26 protein-coding genes and 1 pseudogene are annotated in these 21,389 nt (G+C 62.7%); 9 read left to right on the forward strand and 18 right to left on the reverse strand.

The features are described from left to right. Positions 1-31 precede the first annotated feature (31 nt). Positions 32-379: a hypothetical protein gene (locus tag THIVI_RS06855; protein WP_014777897.1), complete on the forward strand. Its 348-nt coding sequence runs from the start codon at positions 32-34 to the stop codon at positions 377-379. A 682-nt stretch (positions 380-1,061) separates the two neighbouring features. Here the strand turns inward: THIVI_RS06855 and THIVI_RS06865 are convergent. Beyond that, the gene (locus THIVI_RS06865; RefSeq protein WP_014777898.1) at positions 1,062-1,616 is read right to left on the reverse strand and encodes a MerR family transcriptional regulator; all 555 of its coding nucleotides are present in this window, start codon (positions 1,614-1,616) and stop codon (positions 1,062-1,064) included. A gap of 78 nt (positions 1,617-1,694) precedes the next feature. After that, positions 1,695-1,877 (reverse strand): MerR family transcriptional regulator, encoded by a 183-nt coding sequence (locus THIVI_RS06870; RefSeq protein WP_014777899.1) that lies wholly within the window; start codon positions 1,875-1,877, stop codon positions 1,695-1,697. Between the two features lie 610 nt (positions 1,878-2,487). Between THIVI_RS06870 and THIVI_RS06875 the strand changes: the two genes are divergently transcribed. From THIVI_RS06875 to THIVI_RS06885, 5 genes are all read left to right on the forward strand, one after another. Beyond that, positions 2,488-3,672 (forward strand): ISAs1 family transposase, encoded by a 1,185-nt coding sequence (locus THIVI_RS06875; protein ID WP_014776993.1) that lies wholly within the window; start codon positions 2,488-2,490, stop codon positions 3,670-3,672. Between the two features lie 106 nt (positions 3,673-3,778). Next, positions 3,779-4,126 (forward strand): hypothetical protein, encoded by a 348-nt coding sequence (locus tag THIVI_RS24520; protein WP_157174385.1) that lies wholly within the window; start codon positions 3,779-3,781, stop codon positions 4,124-4,126. Between the two features lie 45 nt (positions 4,127-4,171). Then, on the forward strand, positions 4,172-4,681 hold the full coding sequence (locus tag THIVI_RS23455) for a DUF4365 domain-containing protein (protein ID WP_157174386.1): 510 nt from the start codon (positions 4,172-4,174) through the stop codon (positions 4,679-4,681). After that, entirely contained in the window at positions 4,678-5,796 is a 1,119-nt protein-coding gene (locus tag THIVI_RS24525; RefSeq protein WP_014777901.1) for a hypothetical protein, read from the forward strand. Before THIVI_RS23455 ends, THIVI_RS24525 begins: the two co-directional genes overlap by 4 nt. A 168-nt stretch (positions 5,797-5,964) precedes the next feature. Beyond that, complete coding sequence (locus THIVI_RS06885; protein WP_014777902.1) at positions 5,965-6,927, forward strand: 2-hydroxyacid dehydrogenase; 963 nt, start codon at positions 5,965-5,967, stop codon at positions 6,925-6,927. 191 nt (positions 6,928-7,118) lie between these two features. On the opposite strand, the gene THIVI_RS06890 is transcribed toward THIVI_RS06885, so the two are convergent. The 5 genes and pseudogenes from THIVI_RS06890 to THIVI_RS26145 all read right to left on the reverse strand — a co-directional run bounded on the left by THIVI_RS06890 (position 7,119) and on the right by THIVI_RS26145 (position 9,596). Then, on the reverse strand, positions 7,119-7,589 hold the full coding sequence (locus THIVI_RS06890) for an Hsp20 family protein (protein ID WP_014777903.1): 471 nt from the start codon (positions 7,587-7,589) through the stop codon (positions 7,119-7,121). 489 nt (positions 7,590-8,078) lie between these two features. Beyond that, a complete protein-coding gene (locus THIVI_RS24530) occupies positions 8,079-8,225 on the reverse strand; it encodes a hypothetical protein (RefSeq protein ID WP_014777905.1) in 147 nt (48 codons plus the stop codon). Between the two features lie 39 nt (positions 8,226-8,264). Continuing rightward, positions 8,265-8,864, reverse strand: a complete 600-nt coding sequence (locus THIVI_RS06895; protein ID WP_083845718.1) for a DUF3987 domain-containing protein — start codon at positions 8,862-8,864, stop codon at positions 8,265-8,267. After that, positions 8,761-9,186, reverse strand: a pseudogene (locus tag THIVI_RS26295) (DUF3987 domain-containing protein); the annotation flags it as partial. The pseudogene THIVI_RS26295 and the gene THIVI_RS06895, both read right to left, overlap by 104 nt. Positions 9,187-9,338: 152 nt before the next feature. Then, positions 9,339-9,596 (reverse strand): helix-turn-helix transcriptional regulator, encoded by a 258-nt coding sequence (locus THIVI_RS26145; RefSeq protein WP_342610505.1) that lies wholly within the window; start codon positions 9,594-9,596, stop codon positions 9,339-9,341. Here THIVI_RS26145 and THIVI_RS25065 point away from each other — a divergent pair. The 3 genes from THIVI_RS25065 (at position 9,496) to THIVI_RS06910 (ending at position 10,857) form a co-directional block, all read left to right on the forward strand. Continuing rightward, the gene (locus THIVI_RS25065) at positions 9,496-9,741 is read left to right on the forward strand and encodes a hypothetical protein (RefSeq protein ID WP_014777906.1); all 246 of its coding nucleotides are present in this window, start codon (positions 9,496-9,498) and stop codon (positions 9,739-9,741) included. The two genes, THIVI_RS26145 and THIVI_RS25065, sit on opposite strands and share 101 nt — an antisense overlap. Before the next feature lie 441 nt (positions 9,742-10,182). Continuing rightward, positions 10,183-10,425, forward strand: coding sequence for an antitoxin (locus tag THIVI_RS06905; protein ID WP_014777907.1), 243 nt, complete (start codon positions 10,183-10,185; stop codon positions 10,423-10,425). A gap of 15 nt (positions 10,426-10,440) precedes the next feature. Beyond that, on the forward strand, positions 10,441-10,857 hold the full coding sequence (locus THIVI_RS06910; protein ID WP_014777908.1) for a type II toxin-antitoxin system VapC family toxin: 417 nt from the start codon (positions 10,441-10,443) through the stop codon (positions 10,855-10,857). Between the two features lie 194 nt (positions 10,858-11,051). On the opposite strand, the gene THIVI_RS06915 is transcribed toward THIVI_RS06910, so the two are convergent. From THIVI_RS06915 to THIVI_RS06960, 11 genes are all read right to left on the reverse strand, one after another. Further along, entirely contained in the window at positions 11,052-12,311 is a 1,260-nt protein-coding gene (locus THIVI_RS06915; protein ID WP_014777909.1) for an IS1096 element passenger TnpR family protein, read from the reverse strand. A gap of 42 nt (positions 12,312-12,353) precedes the next feature. After that, on the reverse strand, positions 12,354-12,548 hold the full coding sequence (locus THIVI_RS06920; RefSeq protein ID WP_014777910.1) for a hypothetical protein: 195 nt from the start codon (positions 12,546-12,548) through the stop codon (positions 12,354-12,356). Positions 12,549-12,658: 110 nt separating this feature from the next. Further along, entirely contained in the window at positions 12,659-12,775 is a 117-nt protein-coding gene (locus tag THIVI_RS23470; protein ID WP_014777911.1) for a DUF1810 family protein, read from the reverse strand. Between the two features lie 70 nt (positions 12,776-12,845). After that, the gene (locus THIVI_RS06925; protein ID WP_157174387.1) at positions 12,846-13,931 is read right to left on the reverse strand and encodes a phosphatidate phosphatase App1 family protein; all 1,086 of its coding nucleotides are present in this window, start codon (positions 13,929-13,931) and stop codon (positions 12,846-12,848) included. A 115-nt stretch (positions 13,932-14,046) separates the two neighbouring features. Then, positions 14,047-14,649 carry a hypothetical protein gene (locus THIVI_RS06930; RefSeq protein ID WP_014777914.1) on the reverse strand — a complete coding sequence of 201 codons (603 nt, stop codon included), beginning with the start codon at positions 14,647-14,649 and terminating at the stop codon, positions 14,047-14,049. Positions 14,650-14,701: 52 nt separating this feature from the next. Then, a complete protein-coding gene (locus tag THIVI_RS06935) occupies positions 14,702-14,971 on the reverse strand; it encodes a hypothetical protein (protein WP_014777915.1) in 270 nt (89 codons plus the stop codon). 89 nt (positions 14,972-15,060) lie between these two features. Further along, a complete protein-coding gene (locus THIVI_RS06940; protein ID WP_014777916.1) occupies positions 15,061-17,133 on the reverse strand; it encodes a TonB-dependent receptor plug domain-containing protein in 2,073 nt (690 codons plus the stop codon). A gap of 6 nt (positions 17,134-17,139) precedes the next feature. Beyond that, positions 17,140-19,047 (reverse strand): ATP-binding response regulator, encoded by a 1,908-nt coding sequence (locus THIVI_RS06945; protein WP_014777917.1) that lies wholly within the window; start codon positions 19,045-19,047, stop codon positions 17,140-17,142. After that, positions 19,031-19,831: a type 1 periplasmic-binding domain-containing protein gene (locus THIVI_RS06950; RefSeq protein WP_245537390.1), complete on the reverse strand. Its 801-nt coding sequence runs from the start codon at positions 19,829-19,831 to the stop codon at positions 19,031-19,033. Before THIVI_RS06950 ends, THIVI_RS06945 begins: the two co-directional genes overlap by 17 nt. Before the next feature lie 196 nt (positions 19,832-20,027). Beyond that, positions 20,028-20,408, reverse strand: a complete 381-nt coding sequence (locus THIVI_RS06955) for a hypothetical protein (RefSeq protein WP_014777919.1) — start codon at positions 20,406-20,408, stop codon at positions 20,028-20,030. A gap of 20 nt (positions 20,409-20,428) precedes the next feature. After that, entirely contained in the window at positions 20,429-21,124 is a 696-nt protein-coding gene (locus THIVI_RS06960) for a response regulator transcription factor (protein ID WP_014777920.1), read from the reverse strand. Positions 21,125-21,389 lie beyond the last annotated feature (265 nt).

A 21,389-nucleotide genomic window follows, 5' to 3' on the forward strand; every position in this document is an offset into this window, starting at 1 on the left:
GGGTATCGTAAGAGAAAGGGTAGGATATCGCATGAACGACAGCACCCAACCCACGCCACTCACCGATCTGCGCCGACGCGTGTCCAGCGCGCGCGCGCTCATCCGGAACGTGCTGACCGAACTGGTCGGCCGGGTCGAACTGCGGTATGACTTTTACCGCGAATGGAATGGCTGCTGGAAGGTTCGGGTGGATTTGACGCAGCCCGTGCGCGGTCTGATCGAATTCACCCTGCTGGACACCCCCGGCGGCGGCATGCTGGCCCTGCCCCGCCCCCTGCCGGAACGCTGGCGGATCGAGACCGGCATCGGCGCGAGCGACGGCACGCGCTGGAGCTTGGATCAGGCCGGAGCCTTGGTGTCATTTCCACCGGACAACTGATCGGCGGAAAGCGCGAGCGGCTCAAATTAGAGGCATTGCGGCATGCTTGGCCGGCGGGACTGGAAGCATCGGAGTTTGCCCAGCCGATGGATGGCGAATCTGTCTTTCGGAGTCCGAGCAGTGCCCAAAACAGTCAGAACGCAGCCTAGGTGAAAATCCCCGGCAACAACTCGGGGCGAACACCTGCGAGCAATGGGCGCCTTTTCCCACTCGCAACCTGTACGGGGACGGCCATGATGAGCCGACGGCGGATATAGCCTGGCCCTGGCATGTCATCCCCGCCGCGGATCGACTTGACGAGATCCTCAGCCATGCCGACATCGACGCCCTGATCGCATCGGACCACCTTCTGCTGACACACCTGATGGATCTCGCAATCTGGCACCGCAGCGACCGAGAATCAGTCATCGCCCAGATCTATCGGTGGGCAGAAGATATCGATACTGGGGGCCAGCCCACGCTCCCTTTCAGGGAGCAATTTGGAATCGATGCGATGCGCTTATTCAGCGAGCGCCTTGTCCATTGGCTCCACGGCCTCGCAGTCAGACACGTCAGCAACTGGAACCCGTCGCTGGGTTTGGCGGCTTAACTGATAGTAATCAAGGTTTTATAGTCGCGCTTCCGGGGGCCTTGCTCACCCCAGCACATCCCTCAAAAGCCTCGAAACCAACATCGCCTCATCTCACGCCGCTTCCCCCTGCCCCCTCTCGCGCGACCAGCCCCGGATCGCCGCGATCTCTCCGGCGTCGATGCCCAGCGAGACCAGAAACGCCTGATGGGCCTCGGGCGCCTGCTGCTCGAACTCCCGATGCCAGCGCTGCATGCCCGCCTCGTCCAGACCGGCGGCGCGTAACATCTCCACCCACAGCGCCTTGGTCACGACCGGGGCATCCAGGGTGAGCGGATCGGCCTGGAGGAGCTTGAGGATCAGCGCCTGCTGTTCGTGAAAGTGCTGGATCTCCTGGTTGATGGCGAACAGACGCTGCGCCAGAACGCCGCGCAGTCCCTCTCCTTCCTGGCGCAGGAGCTGCTGGATCGCCTCCAGCGACAGCCCCGCCGCGCGGTAATGGCGGATCTTGCTCAACCGTTCGAGATCCGTCGCGTTGTAGAGCCGATAGTTGCCGTTGGTGCGTCCGCTCGGTGTCAGCAGACCGATGCGGTCGTAGTAAAGAAGCGTGCCGCGTGCGAGGGTGAAGCGCCGGGCGAGCTGGCCGATGGTCCAGGTATTGGTTGTCATGGGCTGATGTGGCGGTGGTGGTGATGACAGACGACCGGCGGACGATCCCGTCCGCCGGATGGGTCAGATCAGATTCGATCAGCCGGCGCGAATCCGACGGATCTCCGCCGCCGGGATACCGAGCCATTCGAGGAAGGCCTGATGCTGATCGGGATGGCGCGCCTCGAAGCACTGATGCCAGCGCTGCATGGTTGCGGTATCCAGTCCGATGGTCTCGAAGAGGTCGACCCACTGGTCTTTGGTCATGGTCGTCTGGGGCATGTGTCACTCCGTCTGTGGGTTGGTCAAACGTCCGCCGGGTGGCGAACGCTGGAGTGGAGCCTCAAGGATGTAGCTGTGATCAGGTCAAGCGCGAAATGTCAGTGTCGAGATTGTGCGTGAGCGGGCAGATTCAGGCTTCGCCTGCGTGCTGGTAAACCGCTCAAGGCGTTACCGCACGGGCCGTGGCAGGACAGTCATTTCACGGGCACTTTTCTCTCGCGCGATCAGCCTGGAGCGGGACATCAGGGTCAATGCCGTCAGCCCCGGCTGGGTCGAGAACGGCCTTTGGCAGAAGCAGTCCCGGCGTTCCTCCGCTCACCGTCCGCTCGAACACGCCCAAGCGCGTAGTCGGACGAAGCGGTCGCTTTCCTCGCCTGTTCCCAGACCGGTTTCATCACCGGCCAAAACCTGATGGCGAATGGCAGTATGACGTGCACCATGTATTATGCGGTGTAAGCCATCCAAGATGTTGCAACAGGTATGGTGGGGCTTCACAAGGGTCGGCAGGGGCCACAGGGCAATCGCATCAACGCATTAGCGCATACTGTTAGACAATCCGTACTGCGGCCCCAATGATTTGAGTCTTTAGAATCTTGGGGAGATCTCGCCGATGTGCGACTTGAGTGTGGAGCGATCGATTGCGCACCATTTTGCCCCGCTGGACGAGCCGCGCAGCGCGATCCAACGACGGCACCTCTTAAGTGAGATGATCGTGATCACCATCGCGGCGTCCTTCAGTGGCGCCGACGGTTGGGTGGGTGTCGAGACGTTCGGACAGGCCAAGGAGGCGTGGCTGCGCACGTTTCTGAAACTGCCCGCGGGCATTCCGTCGCACGACACCTTCGGGCGGGTGTTTGCGCTCATCGATCCCGCACAGTTTGCCGCCTGCTTTCGCCAATGGAGCGCGTCGGTGGCCGAACTGATCCCCGAAGAGATCATTGCCGTCGATGGCAAGACCCTGCGCCGCTCCCACAGCCGCGGCAAGGGCTTGGCGGCGTTGCACCTGGTCAGTGCCTGGGCGACGGCCAATCGGGTGGTGCTCGGACAGGTCGCCACCGACGCCAAATCCAATGAGATCACGGCCATTCCACGTCTGCTGGAGTGGCTGAAGCTGGAGGGCTGCATCGTCACCATCGACGCCATGGGCTGCCAGACCAAGATTGCCGCGCAGATCATCCACCAGGGAGGGGACTATGTGCTCGCGCTCAAAGGCAACCAGGAAACGCTGGCCGCCGAGGTCGAGGAGGCGTTCATCGACGCCGACGCCAGAGGCTACGCCGGTGTCGATTCGGCATTCCTCGAAACCGTCGAGCGAGGGCATGGTCGTCTCGAAACCCGTCGCTACCAAACCTTGGGCGATCTTTCCGGCGTGCCGCACAGCGCCTCGTGGGAGGCAATGAACATGATCGGCATGGTTGAATCGCGCCGTGAGGTCGCCGGCAAGGTCTCGGTCGAGACCCGCTATTTCATTGGCAGCATCGGCACCAGCGCCGCGCGCTTTGCCCACGCAGTACGCGGTCACTGGGGCATCGAAAACGGGTTGCATTGGAATCTCGATATCGCCTTTCGTGAGGATGAGTGCCGTGTCCGCGATCCGGTGGCGCGCGAGAATCTTGCCGTCCTGCGTCACCTCGCCCTCTCGCGCCTCAAGAATGACGGCACCAAGCTCGGCATCCAGAACAAACGCTTGAAAGCCGGTTGGGACGAGTCCTACCTGTCGAAATTGCTCTTCGAGTCGCCTCAGAGGAAGGGCGACGCTGATACATCGGTACCCGCTAATGTTAGCAGCGCTTGATGCGATTGCCCTGGCAGGGGCCAGGGCATAGCGGAGCACAGCAGACGATGACCCGTGTGCCCCATTATGCTGAGCGCCAATAATACACTTTTAGGAGAAATCTGTTTTGGACGCCTTACCTGGACAACTTTTTATAGCAGCAGGCGCGATTATCGCTGCGCTAATTACAGGGGCATTTTCATATTTTAATCTGGTCAGGTCTAAAGATGCCAAAGTCTCAGAATTTTGCCAAGAATGGATTGACGCACTACGAACAGAAATATCCATTTATGTCTCCCGCACTCAAGCACTGACAACCTTTGAGGATCATGCTCACTCAATTCTTATCGACAACAAGTACAACATAGGTCTGCTTCGCGAGAAATCACGCATCTACGAGGAAACACAGTGCCTGTTGCGCCTAACCCGGCCCTCCAAGACAAAACTGCGCGATAAAGCCGAAGAGAGCTTCTGATCTCTACTTTAGATGACAAGAAGGGAAGTGATAGGAAGACTCCTGATGCTGCCAATCCAGTCGATTGAAGAATTAATCAGCGTTTCATACGTTAGTGCTATTATCGCTCGATCAGGGTTCGCACCTAACGCTATTTCGAGTGATTTCGGGATCGATCTAGAGGTGCGACATATTGCTAATCACGGCAACAAGAGGATCGACCTAGGGACGATCTTAGAACTACAACTCAAGGCGAGTGTTAACTGGCAACTAGAGGGTGACTGCGTCGTTTATGATATGGATGTTGATGCTTACAATAGGTTGGTGTTTAGGCGAGAAAACTCATCAAGGCCGTGCGCGCTTGTGCTTTGCTGCTTGCCGAAGGATGAGACGGCTTGGATGCATGTCTGTGAAGACGAGTTAAAGATAAAGAAGTGCTGTTACTACTTCTTTATTAACGGCGTAGAGTCCAGCAATGCAAGTCGCAAACGGCTGCGGATACCTCGAAATCAACTTCTGACACCGGAATCACTGCATCAATTGAAAGATGAGTTGTATATGGGAGAAATCTCATGAATCGTCTAGATGGCCCAACCTTCGATAGAGTCAATTTGTTTGATATTCAGTCTTATTTGCTAAGAAATGGATGGAAAAGGCTTGCTTCAAAGAATGGTCGTTGGGAAATATATAGGCTGTCTCGCGAGACTGAGCCGAATCTAGAAGTTGTGTTGCCTGCGAGCGAGCACTTTTTTGACACTCACAAAAGAATTGCAGAAGTTATCAGGTCAATTACGCAACTAGAGGACCGATCAGAGGCCGATGTCTATTTAGACTTGCTGTCACTGAATGCGGATTCTCTTCTGATCCGATTGCAGGTACCCAGACATGCAGCCACATTGCCCATAGCAGACGCATCCCGGCATGTGCGTGCGATAAAGAACCTACTTCTGTATGCGGGATGTTCTGAACTTGAGCCGAGACCTCACTTTGAGCAACCGTTACCAGCATCGCAGAATCTATTGGGTGCCTTCGAGTTCTGTCATACCTTTCGGGGTAGTTTTGGTTTCGAAGTCACAAGCGCAGTATCAAAGTCAAAGGAGACGCCAGACTTTTTCAGTTCACCAATAAACAGAAGGATTGTTGAGAGAATTGCGCGCGGCCTTGTAATGCTGGAATCTTCTGTAAGGAAAGATAATCCAGGCGAGCTGATTGAATCATATGACGTGGCATTTAATGCGCGGATGTGTGATGCCCTTTTTGACATTGGTCTTGGTGGCGATATTTCGTTTGATCTGGAAGTTAAGTGGGCAGTTTCTGTAACTCCCTGCGAGGACGCTTCTGCATTTCACGGAATGTTTTTCGGAGAAGCCCAGACCAGTATGCTCAAGTTTGTTGCAGAGCAGTTGAAGATTGTAAAGCCACAGTTGGAGCGTATCTCTGGACGCGTCGTAAACCTTCACTGCGCTACCAATCCGGGTGAAGGCAACGCTCGGCGAACCGTTGCCATCAAGGTTCAACACGAAAAATATGGGCTCATTGAAGTTCGGATAGCATTGGGACCCCAATTCTACCTTATGGCAATTGAAGCACACTCCAAGGGCAAGGAACTGACAGCAACAGGGCAACTTCAAAGGCGGGGAAACACGTGGAGTCTGGAAGCAATTGCCTCCATCGAGATCAAGAGCGTCTAAAACTCACTTCATCCACCCGACTGCTTCGGCCTAGCCATGAGCCAGCGCTGCACCGCCCGCCAATCCCAGGAATCCGCCCCTCTTCGTCCACCGCTACAACCGCCCCCGATGACACCTCCCGCCCCGGCCCACTATGATGCCGGACATGACCACTGCCGCGAGCCTGCCATGCCCCCATTGAACGGCGTCCTGCTGGACCTGGCCACCATCGACCAGGGTGATCTCGACCTGTCTTCCCTGGACCGTATCGGTGTGCACTGGCAGCGCCATGCCTATACCGAGCCCACCGATACGCTGGAGCGCATCCGCCACGCCCGGATCCTGGTCACCAACAAGGTGGCGCTGGATCGCCCCACTCTGGCCGGCGCCGAAGCGCTGCGGCTGGTCTGCATCGCCGCTACCGGCACCAACAACGTGGATCTGGAGGCGGCCCGCGCCTTGGGCATCGCCGTGACCAACGTGGCGCGCTATGCCACCCCGGCGGTGGTGCAGCATGTCTTCGCCCTGATCCTCGCCCTCACCATCCGTCTGCCGGATTACCAGCGCGCGGTCTCGGCGGGCGCCTGGCAGCGCCATGACCGCTTCTGTCTGATGGACTATCCAATTCGGGAACTCTCCGGGCGCACCCTGGGTATCGTCGGCTTCAGCGAGCTGGGTCAGGCGGTCGCGCGGGTGGCCGAGGCCTTCGGCATGCGGATCCTCGTCGCCCAGCGTCCCGGCGGCCCGCCCCGTGAGGGCCGGCTGCCGTTGGACGAGCTGCTGCCACGGGTCGATGTACTGAGCCTGCACTGTCCGCTCACGGACGCCACGCGCGGACTCATCAGCGCGCGGGAGCTGGGGCTGATGCGCCGCGACGCCCTTCTGATCAACACCGCCCGTGGTGGGATCGTCGATGAGCCGGCCCTGGCCGAGGCGCTGCGTCGGGGTGTCATCGGTGGCGCCGGGATCGACGTATTGAGCCGCGAACCGCCGCGCGAGGGTAACCCGCTGCTGGCAGCGGACATCCCCAACCTGATTGTCACCCCGCATACCGCCTGGGCGAGCCGCGAGGCCCGTCAGCGGGTGGTGGACGAGGTGGCGGCCAACATCGACGCCTTTCTGACCGGGCAGATGCGCAATCGGGTGGGCTGAAGCCGTGGGGATTGACCCGTCGTTCGCTGAGGCGATGATCGATGGGGGCGATCCGGGCATCCTGCCCTGCTCGGTCAAGGCTGTCGGAGCGGATCGATCCGCTCTCCTGATGTGCAGACAGCAGATAACAACAGGCCGGGCACTGGGCCCGGCCTGCTCACCGTCAGCCTGACCTGATCAGGCCGCCGTCATCAAGCGGCTTGCGCCTGCTCGGTGGCGACATGCTCGATCGCGGGACTGACGTCCGCGCTGCGGATGGTGATGCGACGGGGCTTCATCGCCTCCGGCACTTCACGCACCAGATCGATGTGCAGCAGCCCGTGCTCCAGTTTGGCCTCGACCACCTTGACGTAGTCGGCGAGCTGGAACTTGCGCTCGAAGCTGCGGTTGGCGATCCCGCGATAGAGGAAGTTGCCTTCGCTCTCCGTCACCTGGCGTTGACCAGAGACCGTGAGCAGGTTCTCTTTCGCTTCGATGTTGATTTCGTTCTCGCTGAAGCCGGCCACCGCCAGCGTGATGCGATACCGATTCTCGTCCTGCAACTCGACGTTGTAGGGCGGATAGCCGCCCGGCTCGCTACGATAGGCCGTCTCCAGCGCCGTAGCCAGACGATCGAAGCCGATCATGGAGCGGAACAGCGGTGAGAAGTCGAGAGTGGTCATGACATATCCTCCAATGAGCAATATGAACAGGGGTTTGGCGTTCGGTTGAACCGCCAGCGCACAGTCCCCGGATGAGCGACTGCTTGCATTATGTAAACTAGATCGGCATTAGCACTCTGTCAAGGGAAGTGCTAATTATTTTTTGCGTGGCGCTCGGACGGTGCCTTGGCCGATGGCGCCAGTCTGGTCAATGGCCGTGTTGTACATTTTTCACCATCACGCGCACTCGCTCGCGAATTGGGCTGGCGACCGGGGCGACCGGGGAGAAAAACTCATTTCATCAACGATTTATAGCTTAAGTTGCGAGGGTGACGCGGGAGCGACAGGGGGCGACAGCCGGGCTTTGATGTCGCCCCCTGTCGCTCCCGCGTCGCCCTTGGTCATCCATCCGCAAACGCTTGTTCAGATTGGCATGTCGCACGGGTGGTGGCACGGGCGGGACCATCTGGGGTCGTGCCGTCAACCCATCGGCCACGTCTTCCGGGGTGCTCATGCCGAGCGCGCCTCCTCATCGAGATGCGTGATCACGCCCCACTGTGGGCCGTCGCGATAGACCAGCCGCGCCTGCTCCAGCGTGGCGAGCGCGATGTCGCGCCGCAGCTCGGTGCGCAAGGCTTTGGGGCCAATGCGCAGCATCGCGCGCTCGGGGGCGCGTGCCCGCGGCTGTTCAAGCAGCTAGGCATAGAGCTTCAGTGCGCCCGCACGGGCGTCCTGAACATCGCGTTCGCCAAACACCCCGCGCCAGGTCTCCAGGGCATAGCTGGCGAGTGCCGTCCCCTGGCGCAGCGCCTCGACCTCAAGACGGGTGGCTTGACGCTGGCTGAACACCGTCAGCACCCCGGCGATCCGGAAGGCCTGCTCGATCAGGCACAGGGCGAAGGGTTTGATGTCGCGCAGCTTACCGCCGCGTCCCTTGACAAACTGCTCCATCCGCTCGAAAAAGGCCCCGGCGAGCCGCAGCGTCTCGGAGGTGGGATCGAGGACCGGGAGCTCGTCGCAATCTTCGCCGAGCGGCGGCTCCAGCAGGCGATGACAAGCGCGCCAGTAATCCCCAACCGCCGGATCCTGATCCGCCCGCCAGTGCCGCGCGCAACGCGGGGCCGCTGGTTCCGGCCAGGCGAGCAGGAATCGAGGCCAGAAGCCGATGCTGGCGAGCAGCGGATCGAACAAGGTGTTCCTGGGCCGCTTCGGGTTGCAGCATCCAGTGCAGCGAAAGCCGGCGATCATAGAGTTGAATCCGTCCCGCCGTCCCCCGGGCGACCGAGATCTCACCATCGTCCCACAGACTGTTGAAGGTGGCGGCGGTCTTGGCGCGGTGGTCACGGCTCATGCCGTAGCCTGCCAGTAGCGCGGCGGCCTCGGCGGTGAAAATGCCTTGCGAGGGCACGCCCTGGAGAAAGCTGCGGCGCAGCCCCTCGACAGTGCCGTCGCGGGCGATACGGTAATGCTCGCGCGGCGGAGTCGCGACAGCGTCGCCCGCAGCCGCATGAGCAATCGCCGCCAGCTCGGCGCGATAGGCTCGGGTCTCGGCACGTTGCCAGGACTGGATCGCCGCTTGGGCGACACTATCAATAGAGTCGCGCCGGCTCTTGTCCAGCCGCTACGCCTGACATGAGCGTGGAGGGATGCGAAGCCGAGGTCATCGCGACGTCTCCCAGAACAGCGTGCGGCTCACCGCAACGCCTGTCGATATGGTGTCGGCGCCACACCCGGTTTCGGTGCGGCACACGCTAACGCGTCAGCCGCCCTTCAGTCCCACTGACCGCGCGGGGAGGCCGCCTGTGCGGTCTGCCACTGCTCGATCTCCTCGGCATCCCACACCACGGTGCGTAGACCCAGGCGAATCGGCGCGGGCATCAGTCCATGCGCGACCCACCGCCGCAACGTGGAGCGGCGAACTCTCGGCGTGGCCCGGAATACGGTCTCCAACGTGCGGGCGGGACGCGCCAGTCTGGGGCCACGCCCGCGCCTGCGGATCCTCAACCAGTTCGCGCCCTTCGATACCAAACGGGTCGATGCCGTGCTGGAATCGACCGACGCCTTGATCCAGGCGGTGCAGGAAGGGTGGATCGGCAGGGCGGGCCAACAGCGCCGGAGCGGGACGAGTCATCGCGCGGGCGTTGACAACATTCACATGCGACTACAAAACTGATCGTCTGGCAAAAACGAAAAAGCGATTAGCCAACTTCTTAGCTAACCGCTTGTTTTGCTGGTCGGGGCGAGAGGATTTGAACCTCCGACCACCTGAACCCCATTCCGATTGGCGCTTGGGGAAACCTTTTAAATCAATAGCCTAAACCGCCCGCGCAACTCCAATTCCTGCCCTGTCCAGCCGTAGTCATGCGGCTCACAGCCATGGCCCCGCACATTTTCCGGCACACCTGAACGGCACTCCCTTATGGTCATCCCCAACTTTCATTCGCCGATCTCCAACCAGGAGAACCTCAACCAGCATAGGTTCCGTGAGCCGACGATACGCGCCCAACGTTAGACGACAAAGGACCGGGGCTTGCGCCCAAAGCGGCAATGGTCGCGTCTGAAAGACGTTTGGCCTATGCTTAGCCATATGCCAACAGATCTGGACTCGGATGCCATGCAATCGGAACGCCATGTTCGCCTCTTTCGCAATGGTCGCAATCAAGCGCTGCGGATCCCGCGCGACTTGGAGCTGGATGCCGACGAGGCGGTGATTCGCCGTGACGGCGAGCGGCTGATCATCGAGCCTGTCAAGCGCCGAGCCGATCTCGCGACGCTGCTTGCTGGCTGGAAGCCCCTCGATGAGACCCTGCCGGATATCGACGCAGGGCTCCCGCCACTCGACGATATCCAACTCTAGGCTCCGTTCACCCCCATGTCCGCGCTGCGCTATCTCCTCGACACCAACATCCTTTCGGCGCTGATCCGCGAGCCGCAAGGCCCGGTCGCAACACTCCTGAGCCGCCGTGGCCACGATCGGGTGTGCACCAGCCTCATCGTCGCGGCCGAGCTGCGCTTCGGCGCGCTCAAGCGCGGTTCGCCCGTCTTGCTCGGCAAAGTCTCGGACCTGCTCGCGTCCATGCCGGTCTTGCCGCTCGAGGCCGGTGTCGATGAAGCCTACGCGAGGGTACGCCTTGCCCTGGAGCAAGCGGGAACGCTGATCGGCCCCAACGATCTGCTGATCGCCGCCCATGCCCTGGATCAGGATCTCACGCTCGTGACGGACAATGCGGACGAATTCAGCCGGGTACCCGCGCTGCGGGTCGAGAATTGGCTCGCCACCCAACGCTGACTGCGGCAGATCGCCCCTCGCAATGGGCTGTGCGAGCGCTGCGCCTCGCGCCTTGCTGGTCACGACCACCCTCCCCGTCTTCACCCTGAAACCAGAGCGCTGGGTCGTCGGGATCGCAACGGCGGATTTGCACGCCGGGCGTCAGGCCAGAGCCTCGGCGCTTGATCGAACGATCACGCACCCGTCGATGCCCACTACCAATCCTCATACTGCACGGGCGCCGCGCCATGCGCTTCCAGCACCTGCGGGTCCTGGCTCGCGGGTCCGTCGTTCACACGCTCAACGAAGAGTTCGAATCGCCAGTAATCGCCAAAGTCGAACAGGAAGCCGATTCGCATCCCTTCGCAGAGCGGGATGTCACCGACTTTGAACTCGTCCGCCACGTATTCGGACTCGCCCGCCAGATCGGGGTGATCGATCTCGATGGTGCCGCCGAAGCGGTCCCGGTAGCTGAAGCGGTACAGATGGTCCGTGTCATCGAAGTCGAAGGCGGCGAGAATCGTGGCCGCCAGTGCGTCGAGATCGGTCTCGCCCCCAATGGCGATCCGCCGCCAGCAACCCGCCCCCAGCGACACCTTGAACAGATGTTGACCGGGTTGGAAAGGGGACTCGGGAATCTCCAGCTCCTGGCGCCAGTCTGGGATCTGCGGACGCACCAACCGGCTCCAGTGCTCGAAACGCGCCAGGGGATCGAAAAAATCCCCGGCGTCGTGGATTGGCATGTCCGATTTAGCCTCTGACTCCCAAGGTTGGCGCATGAAGTCCGCCAAGTGGCCCAGCAAGGAACGTCCCCACTCGGTCAGACCGATCCACTCGGGCTGCCATCCCTTGCCTTCCACGGATGGCATGGCCCGCAGGTCGAGTAAGCCGAAGAGCTCCAGCAGCGCCAGATGGTGGAGGCCGGGAGAATACCGGAGCAGCTCCGCGTCCTGAGGTGTCTCGAACGTCAGGTCACCCGTGTTCGGCAACCGTTTGAGAAAGGTGATGACCCTCATCGACGCATCCCCGCCCCAGTTTTCGCGCTCGCCAATCATCTTCTCGCTTGAACGCCCCCACCAGGCTTTCAGCAAGGCAAAATAGCGCTCGGCCGCGTTGAGGGCGGACCAGGAGGCCAGGACGACGGGGTCGAGATGCAGACGCGGTTTCTTGGACGCCGTGTCGATCAGCGACAGACCACTGGCGCGCAGCACCAGATACAGCCCATTGATGTGCGGATAGGATTTCTGCATCGCGCGTTTCAGACGCAGGTCCAGGGGATGCGTGAGACGCTGATTGATCATCTCCAGGGTCTTCATGGCGAACAGATGGCCGGGGGTGAGCGCCAGCCCTTGATCGCCAATCAGGTCCAGCAGGGCGTCGAAATCCCGCAGGATGGTTCCGGGCGGCTGCTGTTCGAAATCCGGTGCATCGAACCGGTGGGTGGAGGTCGGTGCGTGGGCGCGGGTTTTGGTCATAGGCTCACGATCGGTTTGATCTGGATCTTCCCGGAACAGGCGTCAGAATCGAAAAAAATAGGGCAACGCCATCAGCGCGATCCCAAGGATGACGAGCAGGATGGTGCTGGAGACGAAATAGGGAAAGACCATGAGCGTCAGCCCACAGACCAGCGGGACGACGGCCCGCTGCTTTTTGCCGTAGACAAAGAAGCCGAGCCCGACGGAACCGAACAAGACACTCCAAAGCAGCGACATCGCCAACACCCCCGCGCTTGATTGATGAACCCTTGAGCGTGTCGCATGAACCTCGCGTAGCGCTGTGACAGGGCACTGACCCCAAGCCCTGCCATCTGCGGAAAAATATACTATATCCAATGCGAGGTTTTGCGCCCGCGACGAATCTCGGCCAGGGCCTGGGCGTAGTCGTCCTGTTGTGCCTGGACGAAACGGTACAGATCATGGGGATCATGCCTGTCTGTCATGACTCGAACACCTGTTCATTCAACCTGCAACGTGCCCCATACGCGGCGGCGGGCGGCCATCCGATCAAGGTCATTCAACCGCGGCGGCCTGCGCCGGATCGGACCCAGGACGACAGGCAGACGCCGCGATGACCGTCATCTCCGCCAGACGCTCAGGATGGCGGTGGCGGTCGTCGACGACATCGCGGATCCAGATTGCCTCGATCTGCTGCGTGAAACGCTGGCGAATCGCGCGGTAGATCTCCGGGTCCTGCTCGCCGGAGTCGCCGACGAGAATGAAGCGACGCGCGGGAAACTGGCTGATGATCGCGCCAATCTGCGCGAGCTTCTGCGCCCGCGTGGCCTCGCCACCTGCCAGGCGCGCGAGATCCTGCCACGCGCCCGCGGTGAGCAGATTCTTGCGGACACTTTTCAGGTGGAAGGAGCCTACGGGATAACCGGCTGCGGTGATGAAGTCCGCGAGCGGCCGATAGAGCGCCCACGGGCTGCCGGAGACGTAGTGAAAGGCCGTCCCCGCGCCGAGCGCGCGGTAGCGTTGCGCCATCCCGGGCGCGGCGACGAAGGGGCGGAAGAAGGTGTTCTCCAGTACCACCTCTCGCCCGGCGGGGATCCCCGTGAGCTTGAGGGTATCGTCGATATCGGAAATCACGGAGCGTCCCTGGGGCTCAAGCAGGCGGACCCTGCACTCCCCCTGGTGTCCTGGTGAGCGCGCGTGCAAACGCAGCCAGCCCTGCGTGGAGCGCTGGGCGCGCAGCAGTTCCTTGGCCCGTGCGACGTCCAGTCGCAAGATGCCCTCGATCAGACCGTTCAGATCACTCGACAGCGGGATGCCCCGCGCATCCAACAGTTGGTAGGCCATCTGGCGAGGATCGTCGTCGAACCCCAAGGCGACCTGTTCGCCGGACTCGTCGTCCGCGACAAACTCTGATAAGCGGTTGTGAACCCGCGCGATCTCCGCCGCCGGGCGCGTCTCGGGCCGCGCCACCAGGCGGGTGATCACGTCGGTGGTGAGCGACCTGGGCTCATGGACCCAGAGGCGCAACGGAATCGCCCACTGCGCCCCGGCACGATACCCGCAAGTGGGATAGATGGTGACGGTTTCGACGTCCGCCGCCCGCAGTGGCGCAACCCCGCCGAGCAGGAACAGCACGGCCATGAACGCGGGTGCCAGGCGCCGCATCATCCGAGAGCGGGCGCGGTGTCGCCCGCCGACGCCAGCGCGTGGGGGCGTCTGGCGCGACGGGTCCAGCACAGGGGAGTCCGCTTGCTCATCATCGTCTCTTCGGCAAGAACTTGATCGACCATTGGTCTCGCCTCTGCACGAAGGCGATGGGTTCGCTCCAACCATTCTGCATGCGGCGAATGCCGGTAGCCTTCTTTCCCTCCACCCTGACGTCGACCAGAGACTCACCCACAAAGAGCGACGAACTGACCGACCCACCGCCCATCGTCGCGCGCTTCAGCCGCTCAGCCTTGGCCGTGAACGCGGCGAGGTCGGTCACGAACCCGAGGCAGGCCGCGATGGCGCGATCCAGAGCCTTCACCAAGTCACGGTGACGCAGGGACTGCTGCAGCAGATCCTCTGGGGGCGCAGCGCCTGACACGGCCCCAACCGACTCGGACATCATCCGTTGCGCGGAGTCCTGAATCGCTTCAGCGCATGCCCTGACACGCTGCAATGCCTCGACCGGAACGCCATGCTCCAGACACACATTAGAATAGGCACCACCCGGATCCTCGCCGACTGGAATGCCCATGCTTGCCAAAGGCTTCAGGTCGCTGCGATCCAGACACGCGAAAAAGGTTTCCCAATCTCCGCGCTCCATCGCCGCTTGCGCAAGCACGAAGACGGCTTCCGGGCTGGTGCGTGACATGCCAGTGTTCCCCCTCTGTCGTGACGTCAGACGCTCCCAACCCGTTGTGTTCTCACCCGAGCGGGCCGAGGACGAGCAGGGAGGGAAGCACCAGAATGCACATCGCGGCGATCCACCAACCACAGACCGGCATCCCCCGCCGCCTGGCAGACAAGCCGCGTATCCCCAGGCCAATGCCGACGATCAAGGCCGCGAGCACGATCGCCAACGCGAGCAAGCCGCGCGTCCGGCAGCCAATGACCGACAGGGGCGTGAAGTACAGGGCGACGACCGCCAGCGGGGCGAACAATGGCAGAATGATGTGCTGAGTCAACGGACGCATGGGTGGATGCCGATCAACACGGTCAGAGCAAAGATCCAGCGACTCAGTATAGTGATCTTGGTGCCAAAACAGAGTTTGTGGACGCGCGGCTAGAAGCGCACCTCGATCGACCCATAGAAGGTCCGGCCCGCCAACAGCAGATCCTGCGGCAGCGAGGTTCCAGCCGATGCCTCCTCCAGATTGCCGTTCAGAAGATTGCGGATGTCGAGCTGTACCGAGACCTGCTTGGTCAGACCATGGCGGATCAGCAGATCGAGCTGGCCATATTCTGGTGCTTCGTTCCGCGTATCCTCCGCCACGCGTGTACGATCGCCGACATACATCCCCTGCAGATTGAAGAAGGTGCGACCCAACCGGTATTGCAACGAGCTATAGAGCCGATGGTGCGGACTGTAGCCGGCGTCCTCGCCGGTGGTTTCGTCGGTGTTGTACTGATAAGCGTACCAACCGCGCAGGAGCAGGTTGCGCGAAAGTGCCCAGCGCATGTCGAGCTCGGCACCCTGACCGACCTGGCGACCAACGTTCTCCGGCTCGGCATAGAGGGTGCGATTCTGCTGGCGGATCTGATCCACGGTCTCATGACGAAAGAGATTCAGTCCCAGCTCCAGATCGGGGTGGGGCCGGTACTGCAGGGCCAGCTCGACGGTCCGCAGACGCTCCGATTCGAGTTCAGCGTTGGCCTGATAGATCGGCAGTAGGCCATTGCGCGTCTCGAACAGGGTCGGGGCACGAAAGCCCTCGCCATAGAGTAGCTTCGCGGTCCATTCCGGCAGTGGTGTCCACACCAGGACGGCGCGCGGGCTGACCTGAGTCCCGACATCCGAGTCGTCATCCAGGCGTGCGCCCCAGGTGAGCGACCATTTCGGCGCGATCAGCCACTCGTCCTGGAGATAGGCGGACAGCAGCCGGCGACGGCCATCATAGTCCGACCCCGTCGCGGCCGCTGACAGCAACTGCGTCAGCGCGCTGGCATAGCCCGTCAGCGGATCGCTCAGCATCGACGCACTCAGAGTGGTGCTGGCGCCCATGCCAGAGGCGACGGAATCCAACCCGATCAGCTCGAGCGCATCCACCGCGTAGCGGATCTGCTCATACCCGAGCCCCAGGGTGATGAAATGCCGATCGGTCGCCGCATACCGAAGATCCGAGCGCAGTCGCCAGGTCTCCTGCTCGGCTGAGGCATCGTAGCGCAGGCCCTCGGCGAACAGACCGGAGGCGGGAAACCAGGTCACCTCATCGAGCGCGAGGCAGGTCTGCGCGGCATCCATCTGGAGCGTCAGCCCAAGCCGTTCGCTGAATCTGACCTTGCGCTCGAGACGCCCTTCGACCGTCTCCAGCGTGCGGGTCCCGGTGGGATCGATGACACTCAGGATCCCGGCACCGAGCCCTTGACGTGTGCGCGAGAGCCGCAGCATGGCGCGCGTCGGACCGAATCGGGCATTCGCCAGCACGCCCAGATTGCGTTGGCCGGTGTTGACCGCACGCGGTGCCAGCGAGAATCCGGTCCCGAGCACCGCATCGATCTGAGACAAGCGGTCGGCACGAATCACGGGCGTCTGCCCGTCCGTCTCCATGACCTCGGCGCTGATCATGACATCCGCCGCTTCGTTGCTCGCCCCAGCGAGGAGCCGTCCGTCGAGCGTCTTCTCCGAGCCACCGCTGAGTGTGACTTGCTGCTGATCAACCCGCTTGCGCGTGATGACATTGACCACCCCGGAGAACGCATCCGCGCCAAACACCGAGGAGCCCGGTCCGCGCGTCACCTCGATCCGCTCGATGGCATCAATGGGGATGACTCCCAGGATGCTGAATGGATTCCCCAGGATCAGGTCCGACTGGGCCACCCCGTCGAGCAGCACCAGGAGATTACCCGAGCCGAGACTTGAGAAGCCGCGCACCAGAACGTTTGGCGCATAGTCATTGGTCCAGCCCAGATGAAAGCCGGGCACCAAGCGCAACGCCTCGACGACGTTGCGAAAACCGCCGTCACGGATGTCCTCGGCCGTAATGACGGTCGCCACCGCCGGTGCCGTGCGATAGAGGTGGGCGCGTCCGGTCGCGATGCTGACGGTTCGCTCCGAACCGAACAATTCCTCCGCAGAGGTTTGAGCCAGGGCGGGGCTGCAGAGCGCGCCCAGGGTGGCGAACAGGCGTCGTTTCATCGGTCTTTACCTCAGCGTGCCGCGATCAGCCTGCGCAGACTGCTCGATCAGCGTCACGATGGTCCCAATGAGCCGCTCCGGCAGCACTGGCTTGACCATCAGGTGGGCACCCAGGCGGGTGATGGCCGCCTGTAGGGGTGCCCGATCGTCCCCGGTCAGGATCACGACTGGGGGGGAGTTCTGCTGGTTGCTCGCCCGCAGCCACGCCAGGATGTCGAGGCCCAGGCAGCCCGGCATGCGGTGGTCGAGAATCACGGCGGCGTAGGTGTTCGGTGATTGCAGCAACAGGGCCTGCGCTGAGGTGCCGTCGGCGCACGCGTCGACGCTGAATCCGGCCTCGCGCAGGAAGCGCGCGAGCGGGGCGCGGATGCTGTCCTCGTCCTCGGCGAGCAGGAGGCGCTGTCCGCGATGCGGAGCGGTCTCAGCTGGAGTTGGCTCCGACCTCGAAGGTTTTAGCTCCAACTCCAACGGTTGATGCGCGACAGACAGCCCAACGGTGGCGGTCGGCTTCACCGGGAGATCGACTCGAAAGCAGCTGCCGACCCCCGGCTCGCTGGTGACCGTGAGGCGGCCACCGAGGGTCTCGACCATGCGCCGACTCAGCCAGAGACCCAGTCCGATCCCGGAGGAGACCGCCCCGGCAATCCCGCTGAAACCCTGGTAGAGGGGCTCGAAGATCCGTTCCTGCTCCGCCGGCTGAATCCCGATGCCCTGATCGGTGACCTGGATGATCGCCTGCTCGCCGTCGTGGCTGGGCTTCAGGCGCAATTGGATGACGCCACCGTCGGTGAACTTGTCGGCATTGCGGATCAGGTTGTAGAGCACCTGGGTCAGGCGCGCGCGATCGCTGATCAGGGTGACGTCCGCCTCTGGTCGCGTCAGTTCGAGCCGATTACGCGGCGACAGCGTTGGCTCAAGCGTGGTGACCACCTCCTTGAGGAGTGCGCCGAGCACGAAGCGCTGGTAGGTCACCTCGATCGGATGCCCGGACTCGACCTTGGTCAGATTGAGCACCTGCTCGATCAGCTCAAGCAGTTGGTTGGAGGCCCGCAGAATCACCGCCAGCGATTCGGTGCCGGGGCCGGTCTTATGGCGCTCGAGCAGGCGCGCATGGAGGATGATCGCCTGCAAGGGCGTGCGCAGCTCATGGCTGACATTGGCGAGAAAGAGCGTCTTGGCACGATTCGCCTGCTCGGCCGCATCGCGGGCCGTGCGGAGGTCCTGCGTGCGTGCCGCGACCTTGGCCTCGAGTTCCTCGGCATGGACCTCCAACTGCCGGTGATTCTCCGCGAGGTGTGCCCGCAGGGTGGTGACCGCGGCGTAGAGGCGATGGACCTCGGCTGGACTCGCGGCCGGCGGGTTGGGCAGTGCGGTCTCCAGTGGATCGCCCAAACGGCGCACCAACGTACCCAGCGGGGCGAGCATGCGCAGGGATCGGTACGCGACCGCCAGGCCAAGCAGCAGTGTCAGGACCCCGAGCGGCGTCTCGGGATCGGGCGTCCCGGCGTCCAAGCTGGCGGAAGGTCTGCGGTCCTCGGCCAGGACCGGCGTCTCCACCCGCGCGGTGCGTTTGGCCTGCCCGTGCCCCGCGGTGGACTGCTCGGCCACCACCTGCCCCTCGGCGTCCAGAAGCCGAACCTGGATCAGATCTGGGAACTTCAGCAGACTGTTGACGAGGGCCTGTGCATCCGGGCGCGAGTGCACCAGCAAGGCATAGCGGGCGTCCTCGGCCAAGATGGCGGCGAGTTCCTCAGCGGTGTGCAGGCTGAACAGCCGCGCCTGCTGCCAGGCGGTCCAGAAGAGGATCAACGGCACCGCCAGCCCGAGTCCCACCGCCAACAGCGCGAAGGCGTCAACGAGCTGGCGGACATAGGATTTCTGGCCCGAGGGAGGCCGCTCAGTCGTTGACCACATCGAAGCCTGTCTCCTCAGCCGGACGCGCCGCCAGTCCGATCGCACGGGCCGTGCGTGCGTTGAGCACCCGGCGGACCCAACGCAGATCCAACAGCCCCGCGCGCGCTTGAGTCAATTGGGTGGCCGCCGCGTGGCCCACCGCTCGATAATCGGGGGTGAGCGCGAAGAGCAGCCCCCGCTCAACCGTGTCGGCATCGTCACTGATCACCGGAAACCCAACGTCCCAGCTCCGCCGCACGATCGGTGGAACCAGAATGTCGGGATTGAGCGCCAGGACGTCGCGATGGAACCAGACGGCGCTGGTGGTGCTGGCCTCCCCTCTAACCCGTTCGATCGCCAAGGCCGCCGCGCGCAGATCGCTGACCGCGATCGGAATCCAACGCAGACCGAGCACTTCGGCCGACCGCTGCGCGCGCCTGACCAGGTCGGCCGGCACCGTTTGAAGGTGGATGAAATACAGCACCTCGGTCGCTGGAGACAGCGCCCGCAACTGCTCGAGCACCAAGGCGGGATCGACAAAGCGTGAGAGTCCGTCACGCGCCTGCGGGGGTAAGGTTCCGACCAGGACCGGCAGGACCCGAGCACTGGGAAAGGTCCGCTTGGCTGCGGAATAGGCGGCGGCCCCAACGGCTACGACTTGCCGGGGTCGGCTCGACCAAGAGCGACTGCTCAGCTCACCGAGCACACAGACACCGATGGGCTGGTCTACACCCTGCGCCAACCCTTCGGAGAGCTGATTGATGACCGCGTCATACGAGGGAGCCACGACGGGATAGACGAGCATCAGAGACGCTTCCTGGCAAACGTCGGCCAGCACAGCGCGCGCGGTCGGCTGCCAACACAGCAAGAGGGCCACCACCCAGACGCGCCAAACGGTCCATCTCCCTTTTCGCGAGCGATGACGCAACAGGCCCATGCAAAGGGATCTCCTCTTTCAATGGGTACCGTGGCCAGGGTTCTCATCGCGTCCAAAAGTCTGGTCAGTCACTCATCTGGCCCGATGACCCGTTGCCACCGAGCACGGTGCAGACGGCCTCGACGGCTGCCGGTAGGCGCTGTCCCCAGCGCGCGGCCGCCGCCAGGTCGCCGGCCGCGAGCGCCTCCTCCAGGGCCACCAGCAGTGCTTCGAGTTGGGGTGTGGCCGCCTGCCGCGCGACGCCGACCGCGCGATGCGCCGCCTCACGGCAGACGGCGGTCTCGCGGCTGTAGCGATCCACGTCGAGTAGCAGACCGCCGCGCGTTGGGTCGTCCAGCAGATCGAGCAGGCCGATCAGCGTCCCGTCGCGGACGTCGGCGCGCCCGCCCGCGCGGGCGAGTGCCAGATCTGGGTCGTGGATGGCCTTGATATCCGCAGTTGTCATGACGGGACTCCTCCTCTTGGCTAATCATCGACGAGGCCGAGCTCGCGACAGAGGCGATAGATGCGGATGGTTGTGTCGACACCGAGGAGCGCCTTGATCTCTGCGATCTTCTTGTCGACGTACTTCTTGGTGATCGGCAGCGTCGCGGCGATCTCCGCGGGCGAATGCCCCTCGAGCAGGAGGCGCAGGACATCGCCGCGACGCCCCGCCAGCAGCTGCGAGCGGACCTCGGCCTCGGCGCCCGCAATGTGCATATCGAGCCGTGCCTGGAGCATCGGCTCCACATAGCGCCCACCCAAGGCGACGCTGCGCACCGCCCGCCACAACTCCTCCGGTAAGACCCCTTTCCCCAGATAGCCCGCCGCCCCGGCGTCCAGACAGGCGCGCACGAGGTCAGGCTCGGCGTGGACGCTGAGACAGATGACACGCACCTCGGTCCATTGGCGCTGCAGCGCGGCGATGGTCTCCGCTCCTCCCAGGGTGCAGAGCAGGCCGTCGCGATCCGGCATGCGTAGGTCCACGAGGACCACGTCGGGTCGTAAGTGGCGCGTATCGCGCAGCATCTGGCTGCGGGTGGCACAGGTGCTCACGACCTTCACCACCGAACCGGCCACCTGCGGCAACAGCTCGGCGACCGCCGTGCGCAGCAGGGCCTCGTCTTCCGCAATCAGGACGCGAATGGGCGAGATCCTGAATCTGTCCAGGCGATCGGGCATCGCCTCGTCCGCATCAGCGGACGATCGGAGCCGGCTACGAGGACGTCGCTGCAGACGTCCAACCCTGTGGTCTGTCATGGATTTAGCCTTATGTTGGCGGACTCCTGGTTAGCATAGCGATGCGCGTCAGGCTCACAAGGCATCAAAGACGCCAGTTTTCGCCGTGACAGATGCAAGTGGCGTCAAAGACGCCTAGGCAAGCCGCTCACGCCTGGCTAGTGTGGATTTCAGACATTGATCGTGGCTCCCAGCCACCGCCCTGTCC

The organism is Thiocystis violascens DSM 198, assembly GCF_000227745.2.
Taxonomy (GTDB): domain Bacteria; phylum Pseudomonadota; class Gammaproteobacteria; order Chromatiales; family Chromatiaceae; genus Chromatium; species Chromatium violascens.

Bases quoted from the DNA above. Each gene is read 5' to 3' on its own strand.
- THIVI_RS06855 (WP_014777897.1), top strand. From the start codon at position 32: ATGAACGACAGCACCCAACCCACGCCACTCACCGATCTGCGCCGACGC.
- THIVI_RS06865 (WP_014777898.1), bottom strand. From the start codon at position 1,616: ATGACAACCAATACCTGGACCATCGGCCAGCTCGCCCGGCGCTTCACC.
- THIVI_RS06870 (WP_014777899.1), bottom strand. From the start codon at position 1,877: ATGCCCCAGACGACCATGACCAAAGACCAGTGGGTCGACCTCTTCGAG.
- THIVI_RS06875 (WP_014776993.1), top strand. From the start codon at position 2,488: ATGTGCGACTTGAGTGTGGAGCGATCGATTGCGCACCATTTTGCCCCG.
- THIVI_RS23455 (WP_157174386.1), top strand. From the start codon at position 4,172: ATGCTGCCAATCCAGTCGATTGAAGAATTAATCAGCGTTTCATACGTT.
- THIVI_RS24525 (WP_014777901.1), top strand. From the start codon at position 4,678: ATGAATCGTCTAGATGGCCCAACCTTCGATAGAGTCAATTTGTTTGAT.
- THIVI_RS06885 (WP_014777902.1), top strand. From the start codon at position 5,965: ATGCCCCCATTGAACGGCGTCCTGCTGGACCTGGCCACCATCGACCAG.
- THIVI_RS06890 (WP_014777903.1), bottom strand. From the start codon at position 7,589: ATGACCACTCTCGACTTCTCACCGCTGTTCCGCTCCATGATCGGCTTC.
- THIVI_RS24530 (WP_014777905.1), bottom strand. From the start codon at position 8,225: ATGCTGCGCATTGGCCCCAAAGCCTTGCGCACCGAGCTGCGGCGCGAC.
- THIVI_RS06895 (WP_083845718.1), bottom strand. From the start codon at position 8,864: ATGGTGAGATCTCGGTCGCCCGGGGGACGGCGGGACGGATTCAACTCT.
- THIVI_RS06905 (WP_014777907.1), top strand. From the start codon at position 10,183: ATGCAATCGGAACGCCATGTTCGCCTCTTTCGCAATGGTCGCAATCAA.
- THIVI_RS06910 (WP_014777908.1), top strand. From the start codon at position 10,441: ATGTCCGCGCTGCGCTATCTCCTCGACACCAACATCCTTTCGGCGCTG.
- THIVI_RS06915 (WP_014777909.1), bottom strand. From the start codon at position 12,311: ATGACCAAAACCCGCGCCCACGCACCGACCTCCACCCACCGGTTCGAT.
- THIVI_RS06920 (WP_014777910.1), bottom strand. From the start codon at position 12,548: ATGTCGCTGCTTTGGAGTGTCTTGTTCGGTTCCGTCGGGCTCGGCTTC.
- THIVI_RS23470 (WP_014777911.1), bottom strand. From the start codon at position 12,775: ATGACAGACAGGCATGATCCCCATGATCTGTACCGTTTCGTCCAGGCA.
- THIVI_RS06925 (WP_157174387.1), bottom strand. From the start codon at position 13,931: ATGGCCGTGCTGTTCCTGCTCGGCGGGGTTGCGCCACTGCGGGCGGCG.
- THIVI_RS06930 (WP_014777914.1), bottom strand. From the start codon at position 14,649: ATGTCACGCACCAGCCCGGAAGCCGTCTTCGTGCTTGCGCAAGCGGCG.
- THIVI_RS06935 (WP_014777915.1), bottom strand. From the start codon at position 14,971: ATGCGTCCGTTGACTCAGCACATCATTCTGCCATTGTTCGCCCCGCTG.
- THIVI_RS06940 (WP_014777916.1), bottom strand. From the start codon at position 17,133: ATGAAACGACGCCTGTTCGCCACCCTGGGCGCGCTCTGCAGCCCCGCC.
- THIVI_RS06945 (WP_014777917.1), bottom strand. From the start codon at position 19,047: ATGTGGTCAACGACTGAGCGGCCTCCCTCGGGCCAGAAATCCTATGTC.
- THIVI_RS06950 (WP_245537390.1), bottom strand. From the start codon at position 19,831: ATGCTCGTCTATCCCGTCGTGGCTCCCTCGTATGACGCGGTCATCAAT.
- THIVI_RS06955 (WP_014777919.1), bottom strand. From the start codon at position 20,408: ATGACAACTGCGGATATCAAGGCCATCCACGACCCAGATCTGGCACTC.
- THIVI_RS06960 (WP_014777920.1), bottom strand. From the start codon at position 21,124: ATGCCCGATCGCCTGGACAGATTCAGGATCTCGCCCATTCGCGTCCTG.